The sequence below is a fragment of the Mycetocola zhujimingii genome (assembly GCF_003065425.1).
GTDB lineage: Bacteria > Actinomycetota > Actinomycetes > Actinomycetales > Microbacteriaceae > Mycetocola_A > Mycetocola_A zhujimingii.
Genome location: NZ_CP026949.1, coordinates 763,491 through 784,067 on the forward strand (window position 1 = coordinate 763,491; position 20,577 = coordinate 784,067).

Sequence of the window (20,577 nt, forward strand, 5' to 3'; positions counted from 1 at the left end):
GCATGGACCCCATGTCACACTCCGCTTCAGAGCGCCCCCGTGTCGGACTTGTCATGGGCAGCGATTCGGACTGGTCCGTCATGGCCGATGCGTCAGCGGTGCTCAGCGACTTCGGTATCGATCATGAGGTCGAGGTGGTGAGCGCTCACCGCACTCCCGAAAAGATGATTTCCTATGGGCGGGATGCCCGCGCTCGCGGCCTTCAGGCGATCATCGCCGGGGCGGGGGGCGCGGCGCATCTGCCCGGCATGCTCGCTTCCGTCACGCCACTTCCCGTCATCGGTGTCCCTGTGTCGCTCGCGCGGCTTGACGGGATGGATTCGTTGCTGTCGATCGTGCAAATGCCAGCCGGGGTGCCCGTTGCGACGGTGTCCATCGGCGGAGCGAAGAACGCCGCGCTCCTCGCCGTTCGAATCCTCGGGACGTCTGACGACACGCTTCTCGACAGGATGACGGAGTATCAGGCCGACCTGGCCGAACAGGTCGAGGCGAAGAATCAGGCACTTCACCACAAGCTATGAGCGTTTACCCCGCGAGCCCGATTCGCTATCCGGACATCGGCGCACCAGCACTGATGACCCGACGGGCATGGTGGCTCGTCGTGCTCAACTTCCTCATTCCCGGGGCGCCTCAGGTACTCGCCGGCAACCGCAAGCTCGGCCGGATCGGACTCGCGGCGACGCTGACTCTCTGGCTGATCGTTGCCGTCGTCATTGTCGCGTACTCGCTCTGGCGCACCGCGACGCTGTCCATCGTGACGAACTCGTTCGCACTGACCGGTGCGCAGGCGCTGCTGGTTGGATATGCCGCGTTGTGGTTCGTGCTCACCATCGACACGCTGAGGCTTGTGCGACTCGTGCGCGCCCGGCCGGGTTCGCGCTTCTGGATTGCCGCGTTCACCGTAATTCTGCTGGTGGCATCCGTCGGCACCGCAACGGCAGGGGCGTACTACGCCGGTGTCGCGCGTGGCACGCTGAGTTCGATCTTCGGGACCGGGGCCGCCTCGGTTCCCCCCGTCGACGGCCGTTACAACATTCTCCTGCTCGGCGGAGACGCCGGTCCCGACCGCGAAGGACTGCGGCCGGACAGCCTCTCGGTGGTCTCGATCGATGCCGACACCGGCCGGGTGACGATGATCGGGCTGCCGCGGGACATGCGCAAGGTGCGGTTCTCGGCTGATTCGCCGATGGCGAAGCTGTATCCCAACGGATATCGCAACTGCGATGTGAGCGTGTGCAAGCTGAACTCCGTGTACACCGAGGCTGAGTTGCGACACGACGACCTGTATCCGGATGCGACGTCGACCGGTTCGACTCCGGGTATCGAGGCGACGAAGGAAGCGGCAGAGGGCATTACCGGCCTCACGATCCAGTACTACGCGCTCATCGACATGCAGGGGTTCAGTGATCTCATCGACGCGCTCGGCGGGGTCGAGATCACGGTCAAGGAACGACTGCCCATCGGCGGGGACGAGAACCTCGTTGGGGTCGAAGAGTGGATCGAGCCGGGTACGCAGCGACTGGACGGCTTCCACGCCCAGTGGTACGCGCGGTCGAGACACTCATCGGATGACTTCGATCGCATGCAACGGCAGCGCGAGCTTCAGACGGCCATTCTGCAGCAGTTCACGCCGGTGAACGTGCTCACCAAGTTCCAGGCGATCGCGCAAGCAGGAACCCAGGTGGTCAAGACCGACGTGCCGCAGGACATGCTCGGCTACTTCACCAACCTCGCCATGAAGTCGAAGGAGCAGCCGGTCACGTCGGTGGAGCTGACGCCGGCGAACGGCATCGATCAGGATGACCCGGACTTCGAAGAGATACGGGCGCTGATCCGCGCGGACCTGTCTCCTCCGGAACCGACGGAGACTGGGTCGAACTAGTCGAGTTTGCTGGCGAATTCCTTGATCCAGGGCTTGAGGTCGGCCCCGAGGTCGTCGCGGTCTGAGGCGAGCTGGATGATGGCCTTGATGTAATCGAGGCGGTCTCCGGTGTCGTAGCGTCGGCCACGGAAGATGACGCCGTAAACACCGCCGGCGATCGAGTCGTCCGCCGCGAGGACCTGCATGGCATCCGTCAGCTGGATCTCGCCACCCTTGCCAGGTGCCGTGGTCTCGAGAACGTCGAAGATCTCCGGGCGCAGGACATACCGGCCGATGATCGCGAGGTTAGACGGTGCGTCTTCCGGCGCCGGTTTCTCGACCAGGCCGGTGATCTTCACCACGTCAGGATTGTCCGTCGCCTCGACCGCGGCGCACCCATACATCTGGATCGTTGCCGGGTCGACCTCCATCAGGGCGATGATCGTCGCCTGACGGCTTTCCTGCTCCTCGATCATCGTCGTGAGCAACGGGTCGCGGGCATCGATCAGGTCATCGCCGAGCAGAACCGCGAACGGTTCGTCACCGACGTGCCTGCGCGCGCGAAGCACCGCGTGGCCAAGACCCTTCGGGTCGCCCTGGCGCAGGAAGTGGATATCAGCCAGCTCGCTCGACTCGACGACGCGATTCAGCCGCTTCTCGTCGCCCTTCTCCTCAAGCGCCAGTTCGAGTTCGGTGACCCGGTCGAAGTGGTTCGCGAGCGCGTTCTTGTTGCGGCCGATGATCATCAGGACATCGTTGAGCCCGGCACTGACGGCCTCCTCGACGACATACTGGATCGCTGGCTTATCGACGACGGGAAGCATCTCTTTCGGGAGCGCTTTCGTTGCCGGCAGGAACCGGGTACCGAGTCCCGCTGCGGGAATAACAACTTTGCGTACTGGCTGAGGCATCTCCCCAGAGTAGCCGCAGCAATTACAGATCGGCGTGCAGCGCCCACACCCGCTCGGCAGAGTCTCTCCAGCTGAACGCCCGCGCGCGGTCCTGGCCGATGATCCGCATTCGCCCAGCGCGTTCAGTGTCGGACAGGACGGATGACACGGCATCCACGAGTCGTTCACCGTACCCCTTCTTGCCGCGCTCCACAGCGATACCGGCGCCGCCGGCAACCTCCATCAGCGCCGGGTCATCGGAGTGCACCACTGGAGTGCCGAACGAGAATGCCTCAATCAGTGGCAATCCGAAACCCTCTTGCAGGCTCGGGTAGACGAAGACGGAGGCCCGCGCGAGGACAACGGCCAGGTCATCGTCAGAGAGGTACCCCAGCGCCCGGACCCGTCCCTCAGGCAGGCCAGCCTCGTCAGCAACGACCGCGAGGGACAGGTCACCCCAGGTATCGGAGCCGAGAACGAGCAAGGGCAGGTCCGGGGCGCCTGGAGTGCCGAGCCCGTTGATCAGGGACGTGATGCCACGTCGCGGGTCAAGAGAACCAACAGTGAGAATGTACTCCGCCGGGAGGTCGAGAGTCGCTGCACGCAGGTCGGCATCGGCCGGAAGTTTCAGCCCAGAAGCAACAGCGCCGGAAATCACCCGGACCCGGTCACCGAGGTCAACCAGTTCACCCAGCTGCTCGGCGACGGCGTGGGTCGGGACGACGATTGCGTCCGCGTGTTTCCTCGCCCGCTTGAGCATGGCCTTGTGCCACGCGACGCTCGTCGGCGTCAGGGACTTCGGATGGGTCCACGGCAGGGTGTCGTGGAGCGTGACGACCATCTGGGTCGCGTCGAACTCCCGATCGTGGCGGTGCAGCGGAGCGAGCAGGCTCGGTGAGTGGATCATTCCTGTGCCGAGGGAAGGGACGATGCCCAGCTGCCATGCCGCGGCCAGCTCCCGCCGGGGCAGGGTGGTGCGATGAAGCTGTGAAAGCCCGGGAAGCGCCGCCTCGACCGCTGCGATTTTCTCCGGGGGTAACGCTGAGATGATTCCCTCAACGGTGCACCCGCGCGGGGCGGTTTGCACGAGCGCGCGCGTGAGCTCTTCTGTGTACCGGGAGATGCCGTTCGGGAGGGGCGTGACCATCTGGTCGACGATCACCCTGAGCGTTGTTGCCATCGGGGGAGTCCTATTCGGCCGGTGCTGGAGGGGTGACGGCGCCAGTGGCTACCGCGTCAGCGAGCGCCTGGCGCCAGTGCCTCATCGGGGCGAGTCCAGCGGTGCGCCATGCGTCGTGTCCAAGTACGGAGTACGCGGGGCGAGGGGCCGGCCGTACGAACGCGGACGAATCGGTGGGCTTCACCCGCTCAGGATCCAGGCCAACCTCTTCGAAAATCGCCCGTGTGAAATCGAACCAGGAAGCCTCGCCCCCGTTTGTGCCGTGGTAAATGCCGGCTGGCGCTTCAGCGTCGACCAGGGAAACGATCTGCGAGGCGAGGTCAGCCGTCCAGGTCGGCTGCCCGAGCTGGTCGGTGACAACGCTCACGGTGGGGTGGGTTGCGGCGAGTCGGAGCATGGTGGCGGCGAAGTTGGGACCGTGCTCGCCGTAGAGCCACGCGGTGCGAACGATATACGTGCCGTCCGGGTGCTCTGCCAGCGCCGCCACTTCGCCCGCTGCCTTGGTCCGACCGTATGCCGAAATGGGGTCGCGCGGTGAGTCCTCTGTATAGGGAGCCGACGCGTCTCCTCTGAAGACATAGTCGGTCGACACCTGAACGAGTCTGGCGCCGGCTTCCCTCGCGGCCCCCGCGAGGTTCTTCGCTCCAGTCGCGTTGACCGCGAACGCTGCATCTTCGTGCGACTCGGCGTCGTCGACTTTGGTGTACGCGGCGGCGTTGATGACGACGTCGTTCCCGGCCACCGCGGCGCGCACCGCATCGATGTCCGTCACGTCGAGCTCGGTGCGGCCCAGTGCTGTTACGTCGCGACCGGCGAGGGCCTTCTGGAGATCGGTTCCGAGCATGCCGGATGCCCCGGTGATGAGATAGCGCACAGATACTTCCTTCGTGAGAGTCTCGTCGATTCTATTTGCTGGTACCCGGCAGTTCCTGCGTGGCCAGGCCGCTCGACGGAATGTCGCGCTGCCGGGTGGAGGTCCGCGGAGCCGCTCGCGCGCCCGTGTCGCTCAGGGAACACAAGGTACACTTCAGAGTTGTCATGAAGAGGAGAGGTACTGAAGGAGTGGTTGAGGATCCCCGGGTTGTCGCTGTGGTGGTCGCCTACAACCGACGGCAGCTTCTCAGTGAAGTCCTGACCGCGCTGCAGTCACAGACCCGACCGGTCGACGACATAGTGGTCGTGGATAACGCGTCGACCGACGGCTCAGCCGACGTTGCACGCTCGTCGGCTCCCGGGGCAACGTTGATCAGATTAACCAGGAACACGGGCGGCGCCGGTGGATTCGCCGTGGGTATGGCGGCTGCGCTCCAGCGCCATGAGCCCGACTGGATCTGGGTCATGGATGATGACACAGTACCCACCGAGAGTGCCCTCGCGGAGATGGTGAACGCGATCGACCGATACCCTGGCCCGGACCTGGTTGCCGTGGGATCGCGGGTGGTGTGGACCGACGGAAGTGACCACCCCATGAACACGCCGCGCCCGAACCCATTCGCGAAATCCGAGGAGAAGGAATTCGCCGCCGTCGTCCAGGCCCAGCCTGTTCGCTCGCTCTCGTTCGTGTCCTCGATGTATCGTGCCGACGTCGTCAGGCGACTCGGGCTCCCCATCGTCGACTACTTCCTCTGGAACGATGATTTCGAATTCAGCTCGCGGATTCTGCGGGAGGGACGGGGGCTCTCTGTCCCGTCGAGCGTCGTTGTCCACAAAACGAAGGCGCTCGCGTCGACAGACGCCGATCCTGGTCCCCGCTTCCGGCTCGAGGTTCGGAACAAGGTATGGCTTTTCCGGGCATCCGCTGCGTTGCGGCCGGGGGAGAAGCTGGTCTACGCAGGAGCCTCAGTTCGCCGGTGGATTGTGACCTTCCTTCGTTCGGCGGATCGAGCGACACTCCGGGACGGCCTCGTTACCGGCCTGCGGGAAGGTTTCTCAGCGCGGCCGCGGCCCAACTCGGCGGCTCTTCGCGAGGCAGGTGTGCCGGATGACGTCCTGGCGGCGGTCGATGGGCGTGCGGCATGAGCCGCGAGGGGGAGAACACCCCCTTCTCCCTGCTGCTTCCGGTGTACGGCAAGGACAATCCGGAACACTTCAGGCGGGCGTTCACAAGTTCAGTGAACACCCAGACCGTGCCCCCCAGCGAGGTTGTCCTCGTTGAGGACGGTCAGTTGCCCGCTTCGCTCGCCTCGGCCATCACTGACGTCGTCTCATCGTCCAAGGTCCCGGTGCGGATCGTCCGGATCAGCGACCGCGGGGGACTGGCCAACGCACTGACCGTCGGACTTGACGCCTGTTCCAACGACGTCGTCGCACGCATGGACGCCGACGATATCTCCCTGCCGGACAGGTTTGAGAGACAACTCGAACGAATGCGGGCGGGTCTCGACATGGTGGGAACCGGCATGTTCGAGTTTGCCGACGACTCAAGCATTGTCATCGGCCGCCGCACGCCACCGATTGGTTCGGAGGCGATCGCCGCATATGCGCGCTTCCACGACCCCTTCAACCACCCGACAGTGATGTACCGGCGTGAGGCCGTCCTCGCGGCTGGCGGGTATGAGGAGATCGGCCTCATGGAGGATTACTGGTTGTTCGCCCGGATGATTCACTCGGGAGCCAGGGTGGACAACATCCCCGACCCTCTCGTCATGTACCGGGTCGGCGCGGGAGCGTACGCGCGCCGTGGCGGCGTGAAGCAGTTCCAGGCCGAGTGGAGCCTGCAACGTGCGCTTCGCAGGTCGGGTTTCACCTCCAGGTTGCAGTTCGCCAGAAACATCACGGTTCGGGGTCTGTACAGGTTCGTGCCCGTCGCGGTCCGAAAGACGCTGTACCGCTCGATCATTCACCGGAACTTCCTCGACCGCACCAGCTGACGTGGGCGGGCGGTGCGTGACCGGTTCACCGTCGGCCGCTTGATAGAGTTGCCGGATGGATATCCGCGAGTTGAGCGTCCCGGGCAGCTACGAGATCACACCGAATCTCCTCAGGGACGATCGGGGGATGTTCTTTGAGTGGTATCGGTTTGACAAGCTCACCGAGGCGACCGGTCGGTCGGTCGACCTGCGCCAGGGCAATACCTCAGTGTCGAAGCGTGGTGCCGTCCGTGGCATCCACTTCGCCGATGTGCCCCGGGGCCAGGCGAAGTATGTGACCGCGCTGAACGGTGCTGTTCTCGACTTCGTTGTGGACATCAGGGTGGGATCGCCAACGTTCGGACAATGGGATTCGGTGCTTCTCGACACCGAAGACCGCCGCGCAATCTTCCTGTCCGAGGGTCTCGGGCACTGCTTCGTTGCGTTGACGGATGACGCGACAGTCAGCTACCTCGTCACCGATGTGTACAGCCCGGGTCGCGAGCACGGAATCAATCCCCTCGACCCGGCCATCGGCCTTGAGCTTCCGATCCCCGCCGATGAGCTTCTGTTGTCGGCGAAGGACATCGAGGCCCCGACGCTGGCCGAAGCGGCGGAATCCGGCCTGCTGCCAACGTGGGAAGCAGCGACAGCGTTTGTAGCGTCCCTCAGTGGCTCTAAGGAGAACCAGTAATGCGCGGAATCATTCTCGCTGGCGGGTCGGGCACCAGGCTCTGGCCCATCACCAAGGGCATCTCGAAGCAGCTCATGCCGATCTATGACAAGCCGATGATTTATTACCCGCTGTCGACGCTCATGATGGCCGGGATTCGCGAGATCCTCATCATCACGACGCCCGAGTACAACGAACAGTTCCGGAACCTGCTCGGAGACGGTTCAGAGCTCGGTATTTCGCTCGAGTACGCCATCCAGCCTTCGCCGGACGGTCTCGCACAGGCATTTCTCATCGGTGAGGAGTTCATCGGTGACGAGTCAGTTGCGCTGGTTCTCGGCGACAATATTTTCCACGGGTCGGGGCTCGGAACAGCGCTGCAGGGTCACAGTGACCTCAACGGCGCGCTGATCTTCGCGTACCACGTGTCAAATCCGGCCGCCTATGGCGTCGTCGAGTTCGACGACCAGCGACGGGTCGTCAGCATCGAGGAGAAGCCGGTAAAGCCCAAGAGCAACTACGCGGTTCCCGGCCTGTACTTCTACGACAACGATGTCGTGGAGATCGCGAAGACCATCGAGCCGAGCGCACGGGGCGAGCTCGAGATCTCGACGATCAATGAGCGTTATCTTGAGGCGGGAACGCTTCGGGTGCAGGCTCTCGATCGTGGCACGGCCTGGCTCGACACCGGCACATTCGAGTCGATGATGCAGGCCGCTGACTACGTGCGTGTGATCGAGGAGCGGCAGGGGTTCAAGATCGGGTGCATCGAGGAGATTGCCTGGCGCAACGGGTGGATCGACGACGAGAAGCTCGCCGAGCACGGGACCGCCCTCGTCAAGAGCGGATACGGCGCCTATCTGAACGGACTGCTCACCAGCAATGACCGGTGGTAACCCGACGCCCCCGTCGCAACGGCAACGGGGGCAGGCGCCCGCATTCCTGATGAGGCTCGCGGGTTTCAGCGGGGCACCGATTCTGTCGGCCGTTGCACCATTCCTCGTCCTGCCCGTCGTGTCGCGAGTGACGGGTGAAGAAGGTTGGGGCGATTTCCTGGCCGGCCAGTCCATCGGGATGCTCGGCATGGTTGCCATCCAGTTCGGCTGGGGAGTCATTGGGCCTGTCCGGGTGGCGAGAAACCCTGATCGCCGAACACGCGCGGCCATCCTGCGCGAGAGCCTGTGGTCTCGCCTCGTCCTGACGGGCCTGGTTCTGCCGGTGGTTGCCCTCGTGACCTGGCTGGTTACCGGCCCTGGCGTCAACCTCGATGCAATCCTCGTCGCGCTCGCTATGGCGGTTGGCGGACTCACACCCGCGTGGTTCTGCATCGGATCGGGGCGACCGGACCTCCTCATGCTCTTCGACGCGGCGCCGAAGCTCGCTGCGTCTGTGATTGCCATCCCGATCATCCTGGCGACGGGGAGCGTCACCGCTTATCCGGTTCTGCTCGGCGTTTTTGTTGTCGCCGGGGTTGCCGCGCACGCGTGGGCGACCCTCAAGGGTCTCAATCTGCCGCGGCTTTCTGCCAGGGAGGTTCGCGGTGTCCTTCGCGGTCTCGTGCCGACGGCAGGGATCGACGCGGTTGGCAACCTCTATGGATCGACGGCCATCCCCATCGCCACTGTCGGGCTCAGCGCAGTTCAGGCAAGCTCTTTTGGTTCGACCGACAGGGTCTACCGTGTGGGAATCCTGGCCGTGATGGCGTTCGGCAACGCCTTTCAGTCCTGGGTCCTGGATCCGTCGGCGGCCTCGCATCGCCAGAGGCACAGGGCAGCGCTGCTGTCGCACGTCGTCCTCGGCGTCGTTGGCGGTCTCGGGATCGCGATCCTTGGCCCATGGGCCACTGCGGTTGTGTTCGGAGCGGACGTCGCGGGACGGTCAGCGCCGAGCGTGCTCTTCGGGGTAGCGTTCTTCTGCATATCGTCGTCCACCCCGTTCATCAGAAATGCGCTGATTCCCGCCGGTCGCTTCCGGATGGTCCTGTCTGCGACGACCGCTGCTGCCGTCGTCGGTGTCACCGTGATGCTTATCGGTGCGTCGGTCGGATCCGAGGCTGTTATCGCCGGCGGGGTCGCCGCCGCGGAATTCACGACCCTGGTGTTGCTCGCGGGCCCCGCGCTGCGAATTATGAACGAGCCGGACAAGAAGCCCGCGCAACTGGCCTAAAGCTTGTCCGCTGCCCAGCTGACTCTTTTGCCCATTGCCATCACGGCATCCGGTGCTCGGCCCAGCTTGCCCCGGACCGCGTCGCGAATGGCGCGTCGGTACATCGACAGGAGGATGCGTCTCGGACGGGCGATGAGGGCTGCTCTCACGAAGTGGATGACGTCGAAGACTGTGTCGCGAGCGAGGCGGAGCGGGTGCTGTCGGCCGTGGATCTTATTGATGACGATCCGGTTTCGAGCCCTGTAGTAATACCGGAACGGTGTGCTGAGGGTGATGGTGGCGAGCGGGAAGCGGCTTCCTGCAGGGAACAGGTGGTCCCGATACTGGCCGCCAAGCGCATGCTCGAAACGCAACCCGGCAGCGGCGGCACCAGGCAGGCCCGCCGTGTCGCAACGGAGTTCGAAATCGGTGTCGACGAGATCGATGAAAAGCTCGCTGAGGAACGTGCCAACGGTGTCGATCGTGGAGAACGGTATCAGCATCCCGGATTGGATCGTGCGATCGGTGCGAAGAACCCCCTGCCGGTCGCGGCGGGTAGCCTGCCGGACGTCGCCGAAGAACTCCGGTACCACGAATCCGATGCGGTGACCCGAGTCAACGCCGAGTCGCCACGCCCCCATGAGCCGGTCCACAAAACCGTCCTGAACCGATGAGTCCTGGTCGAACGTCACAACGAAGTCGGCACCGCCGGAGCGAGCTTCATCAAGCCCTGCGTTGAGCGCGTGGGCGATCCCGAGGTTCTCGGGCAGTCGGATGACCTCTGCGCCCATGGCGGCCACCGCCGAGAGGGTGTCATCGAAGTCCGGCCCGCTCCCGTCGTCGACGACGATGACACGCCCGACCTGGTGCCTGATGGAATCGACGTTCGGGATGAGGGATTCGGCCGGGCGGAAGGAACTGATGACCGCCGTTACGGTTGCACTCACGCGTGGCTTCCATGTTTCTCAGCGTTCAGCTGCTGTGACCGGCTGGTCCAGCCGGCGAGGCGCGCCCGGCGCATTCCGATCAGCAGGCATTGAATGAGCATGACGCGGCTTCGAATCCGACGCGGAATGCTTCTCCGCTTCAATGGCGTTGCGTTGTGTTCGTGAATTCGCCGCAGAGTGACCGTTTGTTCGAGGTGCGAGATCGAGCCTGTCGCATTGCCGAGGAGCGCCAGCCAGAGGTCGTGCGATTCGAAGAGGGGAGCGGGAAGCGGCGTCGCGATTCGCAGAAAGTCCTGTCGGACCCCCATCGCGCAGCCCCAGTATCCGCGGCGATCCGCGAGGGTATTCACGATGTTCAGGAGGTGCTGGTCGCTTTGCTCCGCCCGGAGTGGCGACGGTGTGCGCTGACCTGGCTGCCCGAGAATTTCCAGATTCCCCGCAACGACGTCCGCGGATTCCAGGGCCTTCGTCATGGCTTCGACACGCCCCGCCGGCCACAGGTCGTCCTGATCCGCCAGGAAAACATACCTGCCCCGCGACGCACGGAGGGCACGGTCGAAGGTCTTCACGTAGCCGATGTTCGATTCGTTCAGAAGAAGGCGGATGCGATCGTCATCGATTAGCTTCACGTGCTCGACCGTATCGTCGGTAGAGCAGTCATCGATGATGATCAGTTCGTCGGAATCGCCGAGCTGGGAGAGGATCGAATGTACCTGGTCTTCGATGAATTGTGAGCCGTTGTATGCGGCCATGCAAACGGATACTTGTGGTCCGTCAGCCATCTCAGCCATGTTCCTCCTCGATTGCGGGCACGTAAACCCTGCGTCCCAATAGCGTAGTCGACAGTTCCCAGCCCCAGATTGGGCCTCCCGGCGCGCAGAACCCCGACATCCGGCTTGGACACATGGGCATGTCATAAGATTGGCCCATGCGCACCGGCCTCGATTCAACTCTCATCGTCATGCCGGCATTCAACGAATCGGAAGTGATCGCCGACGTCATCGCCGAAGTGCGTCGGGTGCTGCCCGGCGTGGCTTGCCTCGTGGTGGATGACGGTTCGAGCGATGACACGACGGCCCGTGCACGCAGGGCCGGGGCAAAAGTCGCGACTCTCCCCTACAACCTCGGGGTGGGTGGCGCCATGCGCGTTGGATTCAAGTACGCGATCGAAAATGGCTTCTCGAACGTGGTTCAGCTCGACTCGGACGGACAGCACGACCCCTCATTCGTACCGGTGCTCGTGTCGAAGCTTGCGTCGGCCGACCTGGTGATCGGTGCCAGATTCGCCGGAGAAGGCGAGTACACGGTCCGAGGTCTCCGCAAGCTCGCCATGGCGTTCCTCGCGAAGACCCTGAGCGCGACGGCGAAGACGCGACTGACCGACACCACGAGTGGGTTCAAAGCCGCCGGGCCCCGCGCCGTCGCTCTCTTTGCAGAGCATTTCCCGGCCGAATACCTCGGCGACACCATCGAGGCGCTCGTCATCGCGGCCCGCTCCGGGTGTGTGATCGTGCAGGAACCCGTCGGGATGAGAGAACGCCAGGGCGGCACCCCCTCACACAACCCGGTGAAGTCCGCTCTTTACCTCGGTCGGGCCCTGATCGCACTCAGCTTTGCTCTGGTCAGGCCTCCGCACTCCTTACAGGAAGGAGCGGTTGCGTGACCCTCGCCAGCTACATCTTCGGTATCGCCTCTGCGCTTGTCGCGTTCCTGCTTGTCGTCGAAATGCTCCGCCGCCGGCGCATCCGTGAACGGCACGCGGTGTGGTGGCTCATCGGTACGATCTTCGCCCTTATCATCAGTATTTTTCCCGACCTTCTCACCATCGCATCACGCCTCGTCGGCATCACGCTGCCGATCAACCTCGTCTTCTTCCTGAGCATCGGGATCGTCGTTCTTGTGTGTCTGCAGCATGCGGCGGAGCTCACGCAGGTTGAGGCTCATACACGTTCTCTGACCGAGCGTGTCGTGCTTCAGGACCTTCGCATCGCAGAGCTGGAACGTCGGCTGCCCCCTGAAGCTGAGGAGTGGATCGCCGACTGACGGGATCCACGACACCCGAACAGGGTGTCGACATGCGCGCAGCATGTTCTCAGGTTCCTCTAGCATGGCCATATGGTCCAAGGAACTTTCACATCGTTGTGGCGTCGCGTCGCAGCGGTCGCAACCGCCGTCGTCGTGGGTGCAACGCTCGTTGTAGCACCCGCCGTTATGCCCGGCGGGGGGTCCGACTCTGCCAGCGCAGCGGATCTGTCGAAGTTCCGACCCGGAAACATCATCAGCGACGAGGTGTTTTTTAACTCGGGCACCATGTCAGAGGCGCAGATCCAGAGCTTCCTGAACAGCAAGGTGTCCCGGTGCGACACGGGCAAAACCTGCCTCAAGGACTTCACGCAGTCGACATACGACCGTGCGGCGGATGCCATGTGCCGTGGATACGCAGGAGCAGCCAACGAATCAGCGGCCCGTATCATCAAGAAAGTCGCCGATTCCTGCGGGATCAACCCCCAGGTAATTATTGTGATGCTGCAAAAAGAACAGGCGCTTGTTGCCGACAGCGCACCGGGAAGCTGGGCGTGGACGGCATCGATGGGATACGCCTGCCCCGACACGGCCGCCTGCGACTCGAAGTACTTCGGCTTCTACAACCAGGTCTACATGGGGAGCTGGCAGCTCAAGCGTTACGGCAACCCCCCGGGAACCAGCAACTACTTCACGTGGTTCCCCATCGGCAAGTCAGCACCGATCAGGTACTCGCCGACCGCCTCCTGCGGGTCATCCAACGTTGTCGTAGAAAACAAAGCGACGGCGGCGCTCTACTACTACACGCCGTACCAGCCGAACGCCTCCGCTCTGGCAGCGGGTTATGGCGCTTCACCAGACAAGACGTGCTCTGCGTACGGTAACCGCAACTTCTATAACTACTTCACCGATTGGTTCGGCAGCACGCAGGGCCAGATGCCATCGCTGGTGCAGGGGCAAACCCAGGGCGACGTGTTCCTCGTCGTGGGCAGCACGAAGCATCACATCGCCGATTATGGCGACTACCTTGAGTACCGTGGCGCCCTTGGTGACCGGAAGATCGTCGCGGACTCCGTGGTCAACGCGCTCACACCAGGCCCGGTTGCGACAGCACTCGTGCGCAACCCGGCCACCGGTGAGGTCCTCCTGCTTCAGAGCGGAAAACTGCACCACTTCGGCAGTTGTGAGCTGGTTGCCATGTGGGGCTATTACTGCGGTCAGAACATCGACCTGTCCCTGGGCCAGATCCAGTCGCTCACGCGAGGCCCCGCGATGACTGAGTTCGCCAAGCGTCCCGGCAGCGACACGCTGTACAAGATCAGTGGCTCAAGTCTGATGACCATGGACTCGCCAGACGCGGCGAGGGCCTTCAACGGCGGAACATCTCCATTCGCAGCGGTTCTGCGGGACTCGGTTGCCGCCAGGTACACGCAGACCCGCCCGCTCCTCGGCCCGTCCACCCTCGTGAAGGATGCGGGTTCGGTGGTGTACTTCGTTGATGGCACAACCGTGAAACACCGTCTTCCGCATTGGGAGTTCGCAACAGAGTTTGGCCTTCCTGCAACCTACTCGTCGACGTCCACCACGACGCTCAACGCGTACCAGACAGGTGAGGAGCTCTCCCTGTTCGTCAAGTGCGGGACAGCGCTCTACCTGGTCAACGGGGGCAAGAAGACCCAGGTCGTCAACGGTGACGCGGCCGGATTCCCGACAACCACGCTCACCGATACGTCGTGCCAGGCCCTCCCGACGTCCGGATCAGTTGCCGGTCCCGTGTTCGTGCGCTCGGGTTCGTCCCCAGACGTCTACCTCATGACCGGGGGCAAACTGCGCTGGGTGACGACGGTTGACGCGCTCATGGCGGCGAATAACGGTGCCTGGCCGACAGTCCTGTCGCTGACAGCCGGTGCGTTCTCCAAGTTCAGCGTGACTACGCCGTTCCTTCCTGTCGGTTCGTTTGTGCAGGCCGCAGGCGACTCGGTCGTATACCTGATCGACGGGCCAGACAAGCGTTATCGTTTGCCGAGCTGGGAGGTTGCCGGCGAATTCGGATTCGCGCAGAAATTGATCGACGTGAAGACGTCGGACCTGGCTGGATACGCCAAGGGCGATGATCTGTCGATGTTCGCCAAGTGCAACGGCGAGCTCTACTTTGCGAACGGTGGCAAGCTGACGAAGGTCGTCAACGGCGATGCGGGCGGCTTCCCCGTGACGACCCTCGATCCGTCCACGTGCCAGCGGCTTTCTCTCTCCGGCGCTGTCAAGGGGCCTGTGTTCGTGCAGGGTGCCGGCACCGGGGATGTCTTCCTGCTGACCGAGGGCACTCGGCGCCACGTTGCGTCGGCCGAGGCATTGACGGCGCTCAACGGGGGCTCCTGGCCGACCGTGCTCACGATCCAGAAGAAGACCCTCGCGTCGTTCACTGAAGCCGCGCCCGTTGTGACTCCCGCGTCGTTCGTGCAGGCGAGCGGGGACAACGTCGTCTACTTCATCAACGGTTTGAAGCAGAAGGTGCGGCTTCCGCACTGGAGTTTCGCCAGCGAGTTCGGACTTCCCGAGCGGTACTCTGCCGTCACAACGGCGCAGATGTCCGGGTACCCGCGGAGTTCGACTGACCTGTCGCTCTTTGTGCGGTGCGGCGGGAAACTGTACTTCGCAGCCGGAGGAGCCCTGTCGCTCGTCGCATCGGGCGATAGCAGCGGGTTCGCGGTCACGGATGTCGACGCGACGGCGTGCTCGAGGCTGAATCTCGCAGGCACCCAGGTCGGGTCGGGCAAGGTGTATGTCAAGAGCGCGAATAACGCCGCCGTCTACGTCACCGAGGGCGGCAAACTCCGACTGCTTGGTGCTGGCGAGCGGGCCGGAACTGTACTCACGGTTGACCAGAGGACCGTTCAGGCGCTGAGCTGACGCTCGCCGAGAACCGGGATCTCAGAGGACGTATCCAGCCCTGAGGGACGAAAGCGCGGGCCTGAAGTTTCAGGCCCGCGCTTTCCTTTACGCCGTGACGGGCGCACAGGTAGGAATGTTCCGCTCGGTCGCGCGTCTGCGGGGTGCGGACACCCGTCGAATTGATCGTCGCTTCGGGCTGGCGTCACCGTGTGGACGGCAGGCCGGGCAGGCTGGGCGGCCCGGGCAGCAAGCGGTGCGTGCCGCGTATGGAGAAGCGAACGCCTGCGTGCGACCCGGATGCCGCGTAAGAACTGTCAGCGCTGACGGCTGGCGCCTAACCGCAGAGGCTGATGCGGAGGAGCCGGTCGTCGCCGACCTGTTCCACAACCTCGACAACGGGCGAGTCGAGATCTTCGAGCCCGGAGAATTCGGGCAGATCAGCGGGGTCATCGAAGTCGAGGACGTACACGTCACCGCCGAGTTCGTCGACAGCCTCACAAACCTGTCCTGTTACCGCCGGGTTCGTCGCAGCCCTGTTCAGCCTCTTCCGCAGTGCCTTTTCCGCATCGCTGGATTCGTAGAACATGTGGGTCGCGGTCACGGGGATCCCTGTCAACGCATACGCGTACGCTGCGCCGGTGCCCGGGTTGACGAGGAGGATGGCGTCTTCGGGCACGAGGTCAGGCAGTTTCATCATGAGCTCGTACTCGTCAGAGTCCACGAGCTCCGAAGCGTCCGTGATTTCGTACGCCGGGCGTGCTTCAAGCGCCGTGCGCTGCATGCCGCCGAACTGGGTACCGATAATCGCGATGAGCGCCGCGGTGAGCGCCGCGACCGGCTTCAGCCAACCGGGTGTCTCCCCGGCGTCTCCCGTGCGCCCGCGGACCGCCCGGCTCAGGATGTGCACGAGGCGTTCAAAGGCCGCCAGCGCTCCGACTATGGCCAGGGGCAGGGCTGTCACCGCCGTGAGCGATGCCAGCCGATAGCTGTCCTGGTAGTACGGACCGGCTATGAACTCGCGCAACGCCCCGTCCGCGAAGGCCGAACTTGCCACGAAGAGCACTGTGGTGGCGGCGGCCATGAGCGGGAAGGCGTATTCCCTGCGCTTGATAAGGATGAAGAGGCCGAGGATCACGGCCACGCTGACGAGCAACGAGAAAGGACGTTGCATCGGCGAGTTGGTGAGCACCTCGCCGATCGCCTGGCCGGTCGACTGAACCTTGTGCCACGGCGCTACGTCAAGCGACGGCCGTGCTTTCAGCCACACTGCGACCGTGACGATGAGTACGGCGACGATTGACGCCACACCGACAGCCGTCCCGCGAGGGGAGTGACTCCCGGATGGGCGGGAGAGGAGCCAGCTGGCGACCTGCAGGACGAAGGTCACGGCGAAGAAGAGGCCGAGAGTGATTGCTCCGCTGGGATGTGCGAGGGCGAGCCCAGGCAGTCCGGCGACAAGGAGTACGCCGGCGAGGGGCTGGGTCGCCAGCGGGTACACGCCGCGGACCTTCAGGAGCAGGACGAGAAGAGCCACCATCGTCGGCAGCAGCGCGAAAGCCAGGTAGTTCGAGTAGAGGACGCCCCATTCGAGCATCAGGATCGGGAACGCGGGAAATGCACTTGCGGCGATCGCGCCGGTGATCGAGCCGGCCAGGGTGTGCCGCGTGAGCAACTGCCCAAGGAGAACCGCTCCGCCCACCCATGCCGCGACCGCGATTGCGACGTTGAGCGCGTTCACGCTCTGGGGGATCGTCCCACCGCCCAGCTGTGCAATGAGCGTTGCCAGGTCGTGCCAGCCCGCCGGGTAGAAGGCGGGAGGGCTTCCCGCAGACGTCACCCCTCCGATCGAGAACGACGAAGCGTTGGACGTGTCGAGAGCGTACCGCACGGCGTTGAGGTGGAAGACGTTGTCGAAGCGCAGGGAGAAGTTGTCTGGACTTCCCACCGCCTGAGCGATCGTCATGGCGGTGAGGACACCACCGATTGCAACGCCAAGCACGCCATGGAGGAGCGTTCGGCCCCCGGCATTCGATTCCCGGGGCGCCTTCGGAGCACGGCGCCGCAGCACGAGGCGCGTGGCGCCAACGATGATGGCGAGCACAGCCCAGAGGGCCACGACGGGCCAGATCGACCACGGGATCTGCGCCAGCGGTGCAAGGATCGCGGCGACAGCAACGATCCCGACGCTCACCGGCACGCCCCCTGCCGCCGCGAGGAAGCCCCGCGCGCCCGCAAGCCGTGCGATCGACCACCCGGGCACCGTGAGAACGGCGATACCGATGAGAATCGAGGGGATCAGGGCCATCCAGGCGGACACTATTTAATCTCTCCTGTGGTTGTCTTCTGAGGCGCGGGGGTGAGCCCGTCGTGGCGTAAGGTCATCGGCGCATGAGTTCGACAGCCGAGTGCGAGTCCCCATCGAACACGACGCGCCCCTTGTTCAGGAGGACACCGCGCTCACAGAGATCAGACACCATGTTGAGGTCATGGCTCACCACGACGAGCGTTTTGCCCTGGTCGTGAAGCTCCCTGATCCGCGCGAGACACTTCCGCTGAAACGGCTCATCGCCAACAGACAGGACCTCGTCGACGAGCAGGATGTCGACCTCGGTGTGGATCGCGACGGAGAAGGCGAGGCGGAGGAACATTCCTGAGGAGTAGTGCTTGACCTCGGTGTCGATGAACTCGCTGATTTCCGAGAACTCGACAATGTCGTCAAACCTGGCGTCGATCTCGTCTTTGCCCATGCCCAGGATTGCGGCGTTGAGGTAGACGTTCTCCCGCCCGGACAAGTCGGGGTGAAATCCCGCTCCGACTTCGATCAGTCCGGCCACGCGGCCCCTGGTGAGTACCTTGCCACCGTCGGGCTGCAGTACTCCCGAGATCAGCTTGAGCAGCGTTGATTTGCCCGACCCGTTCAAGCCGAGCAGCGCAACTGATTCGCCCGGGCTGATCGAGAGTGTGACGTCGTGAAGCGCGTCGAACGTGGAGGTCGTGGTCTTCTTCCGGATCAGCGCAATGAACGTTTCCTTGAGCGAATGCGTGTGGCGAAGCTTGAACGTCTTTCGAGCGTTCTCGACGATGATCCGCGGCTTGACTGCGGTATCAGAGATCCTGGGCAAAACGGCCCTCCAAACGTCGGAATACGAGTTGGCCGAGAGCAAGAACCGCGAGCGAGATGCCGAGTGCGACCAGTCCGTAGAGAAGCAAATCATCGGGGAATGACGCCTCCCGCGAGCTGGTCGGGTACCAAAAGCCCAGGTGGAAGAACTGCACAGCAGCGGTGAGCGGGTTCAGCTGGTAGATCACGGACAACCAGCCGGGAAGCACCTCGTGCGCGAGCCTCCAGTCGTACAGAACCGGCGACGCCCAGGTAGCGACGAGTGCGATGAGCTCGACAAAGTTCTGCGCATCCCGGAACGGCACATTGACGGAGCCGAAAAGCAGACTCAGGCCGATCGCAAAGGTGAACACGATGACGAGACCGAAGAGAACGCACGCCACCTCGAGCAGCGTTGGTCGCCAGCCCACAACCAGGCAGGCGACCAGCAGGACCACAATTTGCGGCACGAGGTTCACCAGTGCGACGAGACTCGACGACACCGGGAAGAGTTCCCGGGGCAGGTAGATCTTCTTGATCAGGTGTGCGTTGTCGACGATGGAGCGGGTTCCGTTGCCGAACGCCTCATTGAAGAAGTTGATGACGATGAGACCGCTGAACAGGTAGATCGCATAGTTCTCGATGCGCTGGTTCTGCTGAAGGAAGATACCGAGTGCGAGGAAGAAGACGATGAACTGCGTGAGCGGTCGAACGTACGACCACAGCCACCCGAGAACGGATCCCCGGTAACGAACGCGGGTCTCTTTCCTGACCAGGAGAGAGAGGAGGTAGCGTCGTCGGACAACGTCGGTAAGCCCCGCGCTTCGTCCGGGCCGGACGAAGCCGTCACGCATGCTCATCGCTGAAAATACGGCTTAATTTTGTTGCTGTAGAGCGAGAGCGCCGAACCGATGGCCATGTGCATGTCGAGGTACTGGTAGGTCCCGAGACGCCCACCGAACCACACGTTGTCGGGTTCGGCGTCCTGCATTTCTCGGTAACCGAGAAGGCTCTGGCGGTCACCAGGGGTGTTGACCGGGTAATACGGCTCGTCGTCCCGCGTCGCGAACCGGGAGAACTCCCGAACCACGACCGTCTTGTCGGTGGGGTAGTAGTCGCGCTCCGGGTGGAAGTGACGGAACTCGTGGATGCGTGTGTATGGCACAGACGAATCGGGGTAGTTCATCACCGCAATGCCCTGGTAGTCGCCGGTGTTCAGGACTTCCTGCTCGAAATCAAGGGTGCGCCAGCTGAGCGCGCCGCCTTCGTAACCGAAGTACCGGTCGACAGGACCGGTGTACACGATGGGAATCTGGCCGACCGTTGACTTCTTGTTGAAGGGCTGTGACTCGTCAAAGTAGTCCGTCGAAAGGACGACGTTGATGCGCGGGTGATCTGCCATCCGCTCGATCCACGCCGTGTACCCGTCGACGGGGAGGCCTTCGTGCGTGTCGTTGAAGTAGCGGTTGTCGTAGGTGTAGCGAACCGGGAGCCGGCTGATGATGTCAGCGGGGAGCTGGTCAACGGGGGTTTGCCACTGTTTGGCTGTGTAGTCCCGGATGAAGGCTTCGTAAAGGGGGCGACCGATGAGAGAGATCGCCTTTTCCTCAAGGTTCGAGACGCCGGAGGCCGATACTTCCCTGGCCTGCTCCGCGATCAGCGCGCGCGCTTCTGACGGGCTGTACGCCGCGCGGAAGAACTGGTTGATGGTTCCCAGGTTGATGGGAAGCGGGTAGACCTCACCCTTGTGCGTGCTGTAAACGCGGTGCTGGTAATTCGTGAACGAGGTGAAGCGGTTGACGTACTCCCACACCGGCTCGTTCGAGGTGTGGAAGAGATGTGCGCCGTACTGGTGCACCTCAATGCCGGTCTCGGGCTCAGGAGCGCTGTACGCGTTTCCACCGACGTGGGAACGCTGGTCGATGACCGTGACGTTCAGTCCCAGATCCTCGGCAACACGCTCGGCAACGGTGAGCCCGAAGAACCCGGATCCGACGACCAGAAGGTCCGCTGACATT

General features: G+C 63.5%; 19 protein-coding genes. 10 read left to right on the forward strand and 9 right to left on the reverse strand.

What is annotated here, in order from left to right; all coding sequences use genetic code 11:
• Nucleotides 1-11: 11 nt before the first annotated feature.
• Nucleotides 12-521: a 5-(carboxyamino)imidazole ribonucleotide mutase gene (gene purE, locus C3E77_RS03550; RefSeq protein WP_108390369.1), complete on the forward strand. Its 510-nt coding sequence runs from the start codon at nt 12-14 to the stop codon at nt 519-521.
• Nucleotides 518-1,882, forward strand: a complete 1,365-nt coding sequence (locus C3E77_RS03555; RefSeq protein ID WP_108390370.1) for an LCP family glycopolymer transferase — start codon at nt 518-520, stop codon at nt 1,880-1,882. The genes purE and C3E77_RS03555 overlap by 4 nt, the downstream gene beginning before the upstream one ends.
• On the opposite strand, the gene galU is transcribed toward C3E77_RS03555, so the two are convergent.
• Genes galU through rfbD form a run of 3 tightly spaced genes read right to left on the reverse strand, consistent with a single transcriptional unit; the run spans nt 1,879 to nt 4,805 of the window.
• A complete protein-coding gene (galU, locus tag C3E77_RS03560; RefSeq protein WP_108390371.1) occupies nt 1,879-2,772 on the reverse strand; it encodes a UTP--glucose-1-phosphate uridylyltransferase GalU in 894 nt (297 codons plus the stop codon). The genes C3E77_RS03555 and galU overlap by 4 nt on opposite strands.
• Nucleotides 2,773-2,794: 22 nt before the next feature.
• On the reverse strand, nt 2,795-3,931 hold the full coding sequence (locus tag C3E77_RS03565; protein WP_108390372.1) for a glycosyltransferase family 4 protein: 1,137 nt from the start codon (nt 3,929-3,931) through the stop codon (nt 2,795-2,797).
• A gap of 10 nt (nt 3,932-3,941) precedes the next feature.
• On the reverse strand, nt 3,942-4,805 hold the full coding sequence (rfbD, locus tag C3E77_RS03570; protein WP_108390373.1) for a dTDP-4-dehydrorhamnose reductase: 864 nt from the start codon (nt 4,803-4,805) through the stop codon (nt 3,942-3,944).
• A gap of 164 nt (nt 4,806-4,969) precedes the next feature.
• Here rfbD and C3E77_RS03575 point away from each other — a divergent pair, with 164 nt between their 5' ends.
• The 5 genes from C3E77_RS03575 to C3E77_RS03595 are packed head-to-tail and all read left to right on the forward strand — an operon-like array spanning nt 4,970 to nt 9,619.
• A complete protein-coding gene (locus C3E77_RS03575) occupies nt 4,970-5,950 on the forward strand; it encodes a glycosyltransferase family 2 protein (protein WP_108393012.1) in 981 nt (326 codons plus the stop codon).
• Entirely contained in the window at nt 5,947-6,801 is an 855-nt protein-coding gene (locus C3E77_RS03580; RefSeq protein ID WP_108390374.1) for a glycosyltransferase, read from the forward strand. The genes C3E77_RS03575 and C3E77_RS03580 overlap by 4 nt, the downstream gene beginning before the upstream one ends.
• Before the next feature lie 55 nt (nt 6,802-6,856).
• Nucleotides 6,857-7,474, forward strand: a complete 618-nt coding sequence (locus C3E77_RS03585) for a dTDP-4-dehydrorhamnose 3,5-epimerase family protein (RefSeq protein ID WP_108390375.1) — start codon at nt 6,857-6,859, stop codon at nt 7,472-7,474.
• Complete coding sequence (gene rfbA, locus C3E77_RS03590) at nt 7,474-8,349, forward strand: glucose-1-phosphate thymidylyltransferase RfbA (protein WP_108390376.1); 876 nt, start codon at nt 7,474-7,476, stop codon at nt 8,347-8,349. Before C3E77_RS03585 ends, rfbA begins: the two co-directional genes overlap by 1 nt.
• Complete coding sequence (locus tag C3E77_RS03595) at nt 8,336-9,619, forward strand: lipopolysaccharide biosynthesis protein (RefSeq protein ID WP_162924901.1); 1,284 nt, start codon at nt 8,336-8,338, stop codon at nt 9,617-9,619. Before rfbA ends, C3E77_RS03595 begins: the two co-directional genes overlap by 14 nt.
• On the opposite strand, the gene C3E77_RS03600 is transcribed toward C3E77_RS03595, so the two are convergent.
• Together C3E77_RS03600 and C3E77_RS03605 are read right to left on the reverse strand one after the other, a co-directional pair.
• Nucleotides 9,616-10,545, reverse strand: a complete 930-nt coding sequence (locus C3E77_RS03600) for a glycosyltransferase (protein WP_108390378.1) — start codon at nt 10,543-10,545, stop codon at nt 9,616-9,618. The two genes, C3E77_RS03595 and C3E77_RS03600, sit on opposite strands and share 4 nt — an antisense overlap.
• Nucleotides 10,542-11,336, reverse strand: coding sequence for a glycosyltransferase (locus tag C3E77_RS03605; protein WP_234031281.1), 795 nt, complete (start codon nt 11,334-11,336; stop codon nt 10,542-10,544). The genes C3E77_RS03600 and C3E77_RS03605 overlap by 4 nt, the downstream gene beginning before the upstream one ends.
• A 137-nt stretch (nt 11,337-11,473) precedes the next feature.
• Here C3E77_RS03605 and C3E77_RS03610 point away from each other — a divergent pair, with 137 nt between their 5' ends.
• From C3E77_RS03610 to C3E77_RS03620, 3 genes are all read left to right on the forward strand, one after another.
• Entirely contained in the window at nt 11,474-12,208 is a 735-nt protein-coding gene (locus tag C3E77_RS03610) for a glycosyltransferase family 2 protein (protein ID WP_108390379.1), read from the forward strand.
• Nucleotides 12,205-12,588, forward strand: coding sequence for a DUF2304 domain-containing protein (locus C3E77_RS03615; protein ID WP_108390380.1), 384 nt, complete (start codon nt 12,205-12,207; stop codon nt 12,586-12,588). The genes C3E77_RS03610 and C3E77_RS03615 overlap by 4 nt, the downstream gene beginning before the upstream one ends.
• Nucleotides 12,589-12,660: 72 nt before the next feature.
• Nucleotides 12,661-15,477: a hypothetical protein gene (locus C3E77_RS03620; RefSeq protein ID WP_162924902.1), complete on the forward strand. Its 2,817-nt coding sequence runs from the start codon at nt 12,661-12,663 to the stop codon at nt 15,475-15,477.
• Nucleotides 15,478-15,793: 316 nt separating this feature from the next.
• Here the strand turns inward: C3E77_RS03620 and C3E77_RS03625 are convergent, their stop codons facing one another.
• From C3E77_RS03625 to glf, 4 genes are all read right to left on the reverse strand, one after another.
• On the reverse strand, nt 15,794-17,764 hold the full coding sequence (locus tag C3E77_RS03625; RefSeq protein WP_108390382.1) for a DUF6541 family protein: 1,971 nt from the start codon (nt 17,762-17,764) through the stop codon (nt 15,794-15,796).
• Nucleotides 17,765-17,837: 73 nt separating this feature from the next.
• The gene (locus C3E77_RS03630; protein ID WP_232528941.1) at nt 17,838-18,581 is read right to left on the reverse strand and encodes an ABC transporter ATP-binding protein; all 744 of its coding nucleotides are present in this window, start codon (nt 18,579-18,581) and stop codon (nt 17,838-17,840) included.
• A complete protein-coding gene (locus C3E77_RS03635; RefSeq protein ID WP_108390384.1) occupies nt 18,565-19,419 on the reverse strand; it encodes an ABC transporter permease in 855 nt (284 codons plus the stop codon). Before C3E77_RS03635 ends, C3E77_RS03630 begins: the two co-directional genes overlap by 17 nt.
• The gene (gene glf / locus C3E77_RS03640) at nt 19,416-20,576 is read right to left on the reverse strand and encodes a UDP-galactopyranose mutase (RefSeq protein ID WP_108390385.1); all 1,161 of its coding nucleotides are present in this window, start codon (nt 20,574-20,576) and stop codon (nt 19,416-19,418) included. The genes C3E77_RS03635 and glf overlap by 4 nt, the downstream gene beginning before the upstream one ends.
• Between the last annotated feature and the right edge of the window lies 1 nt (nt 20,577).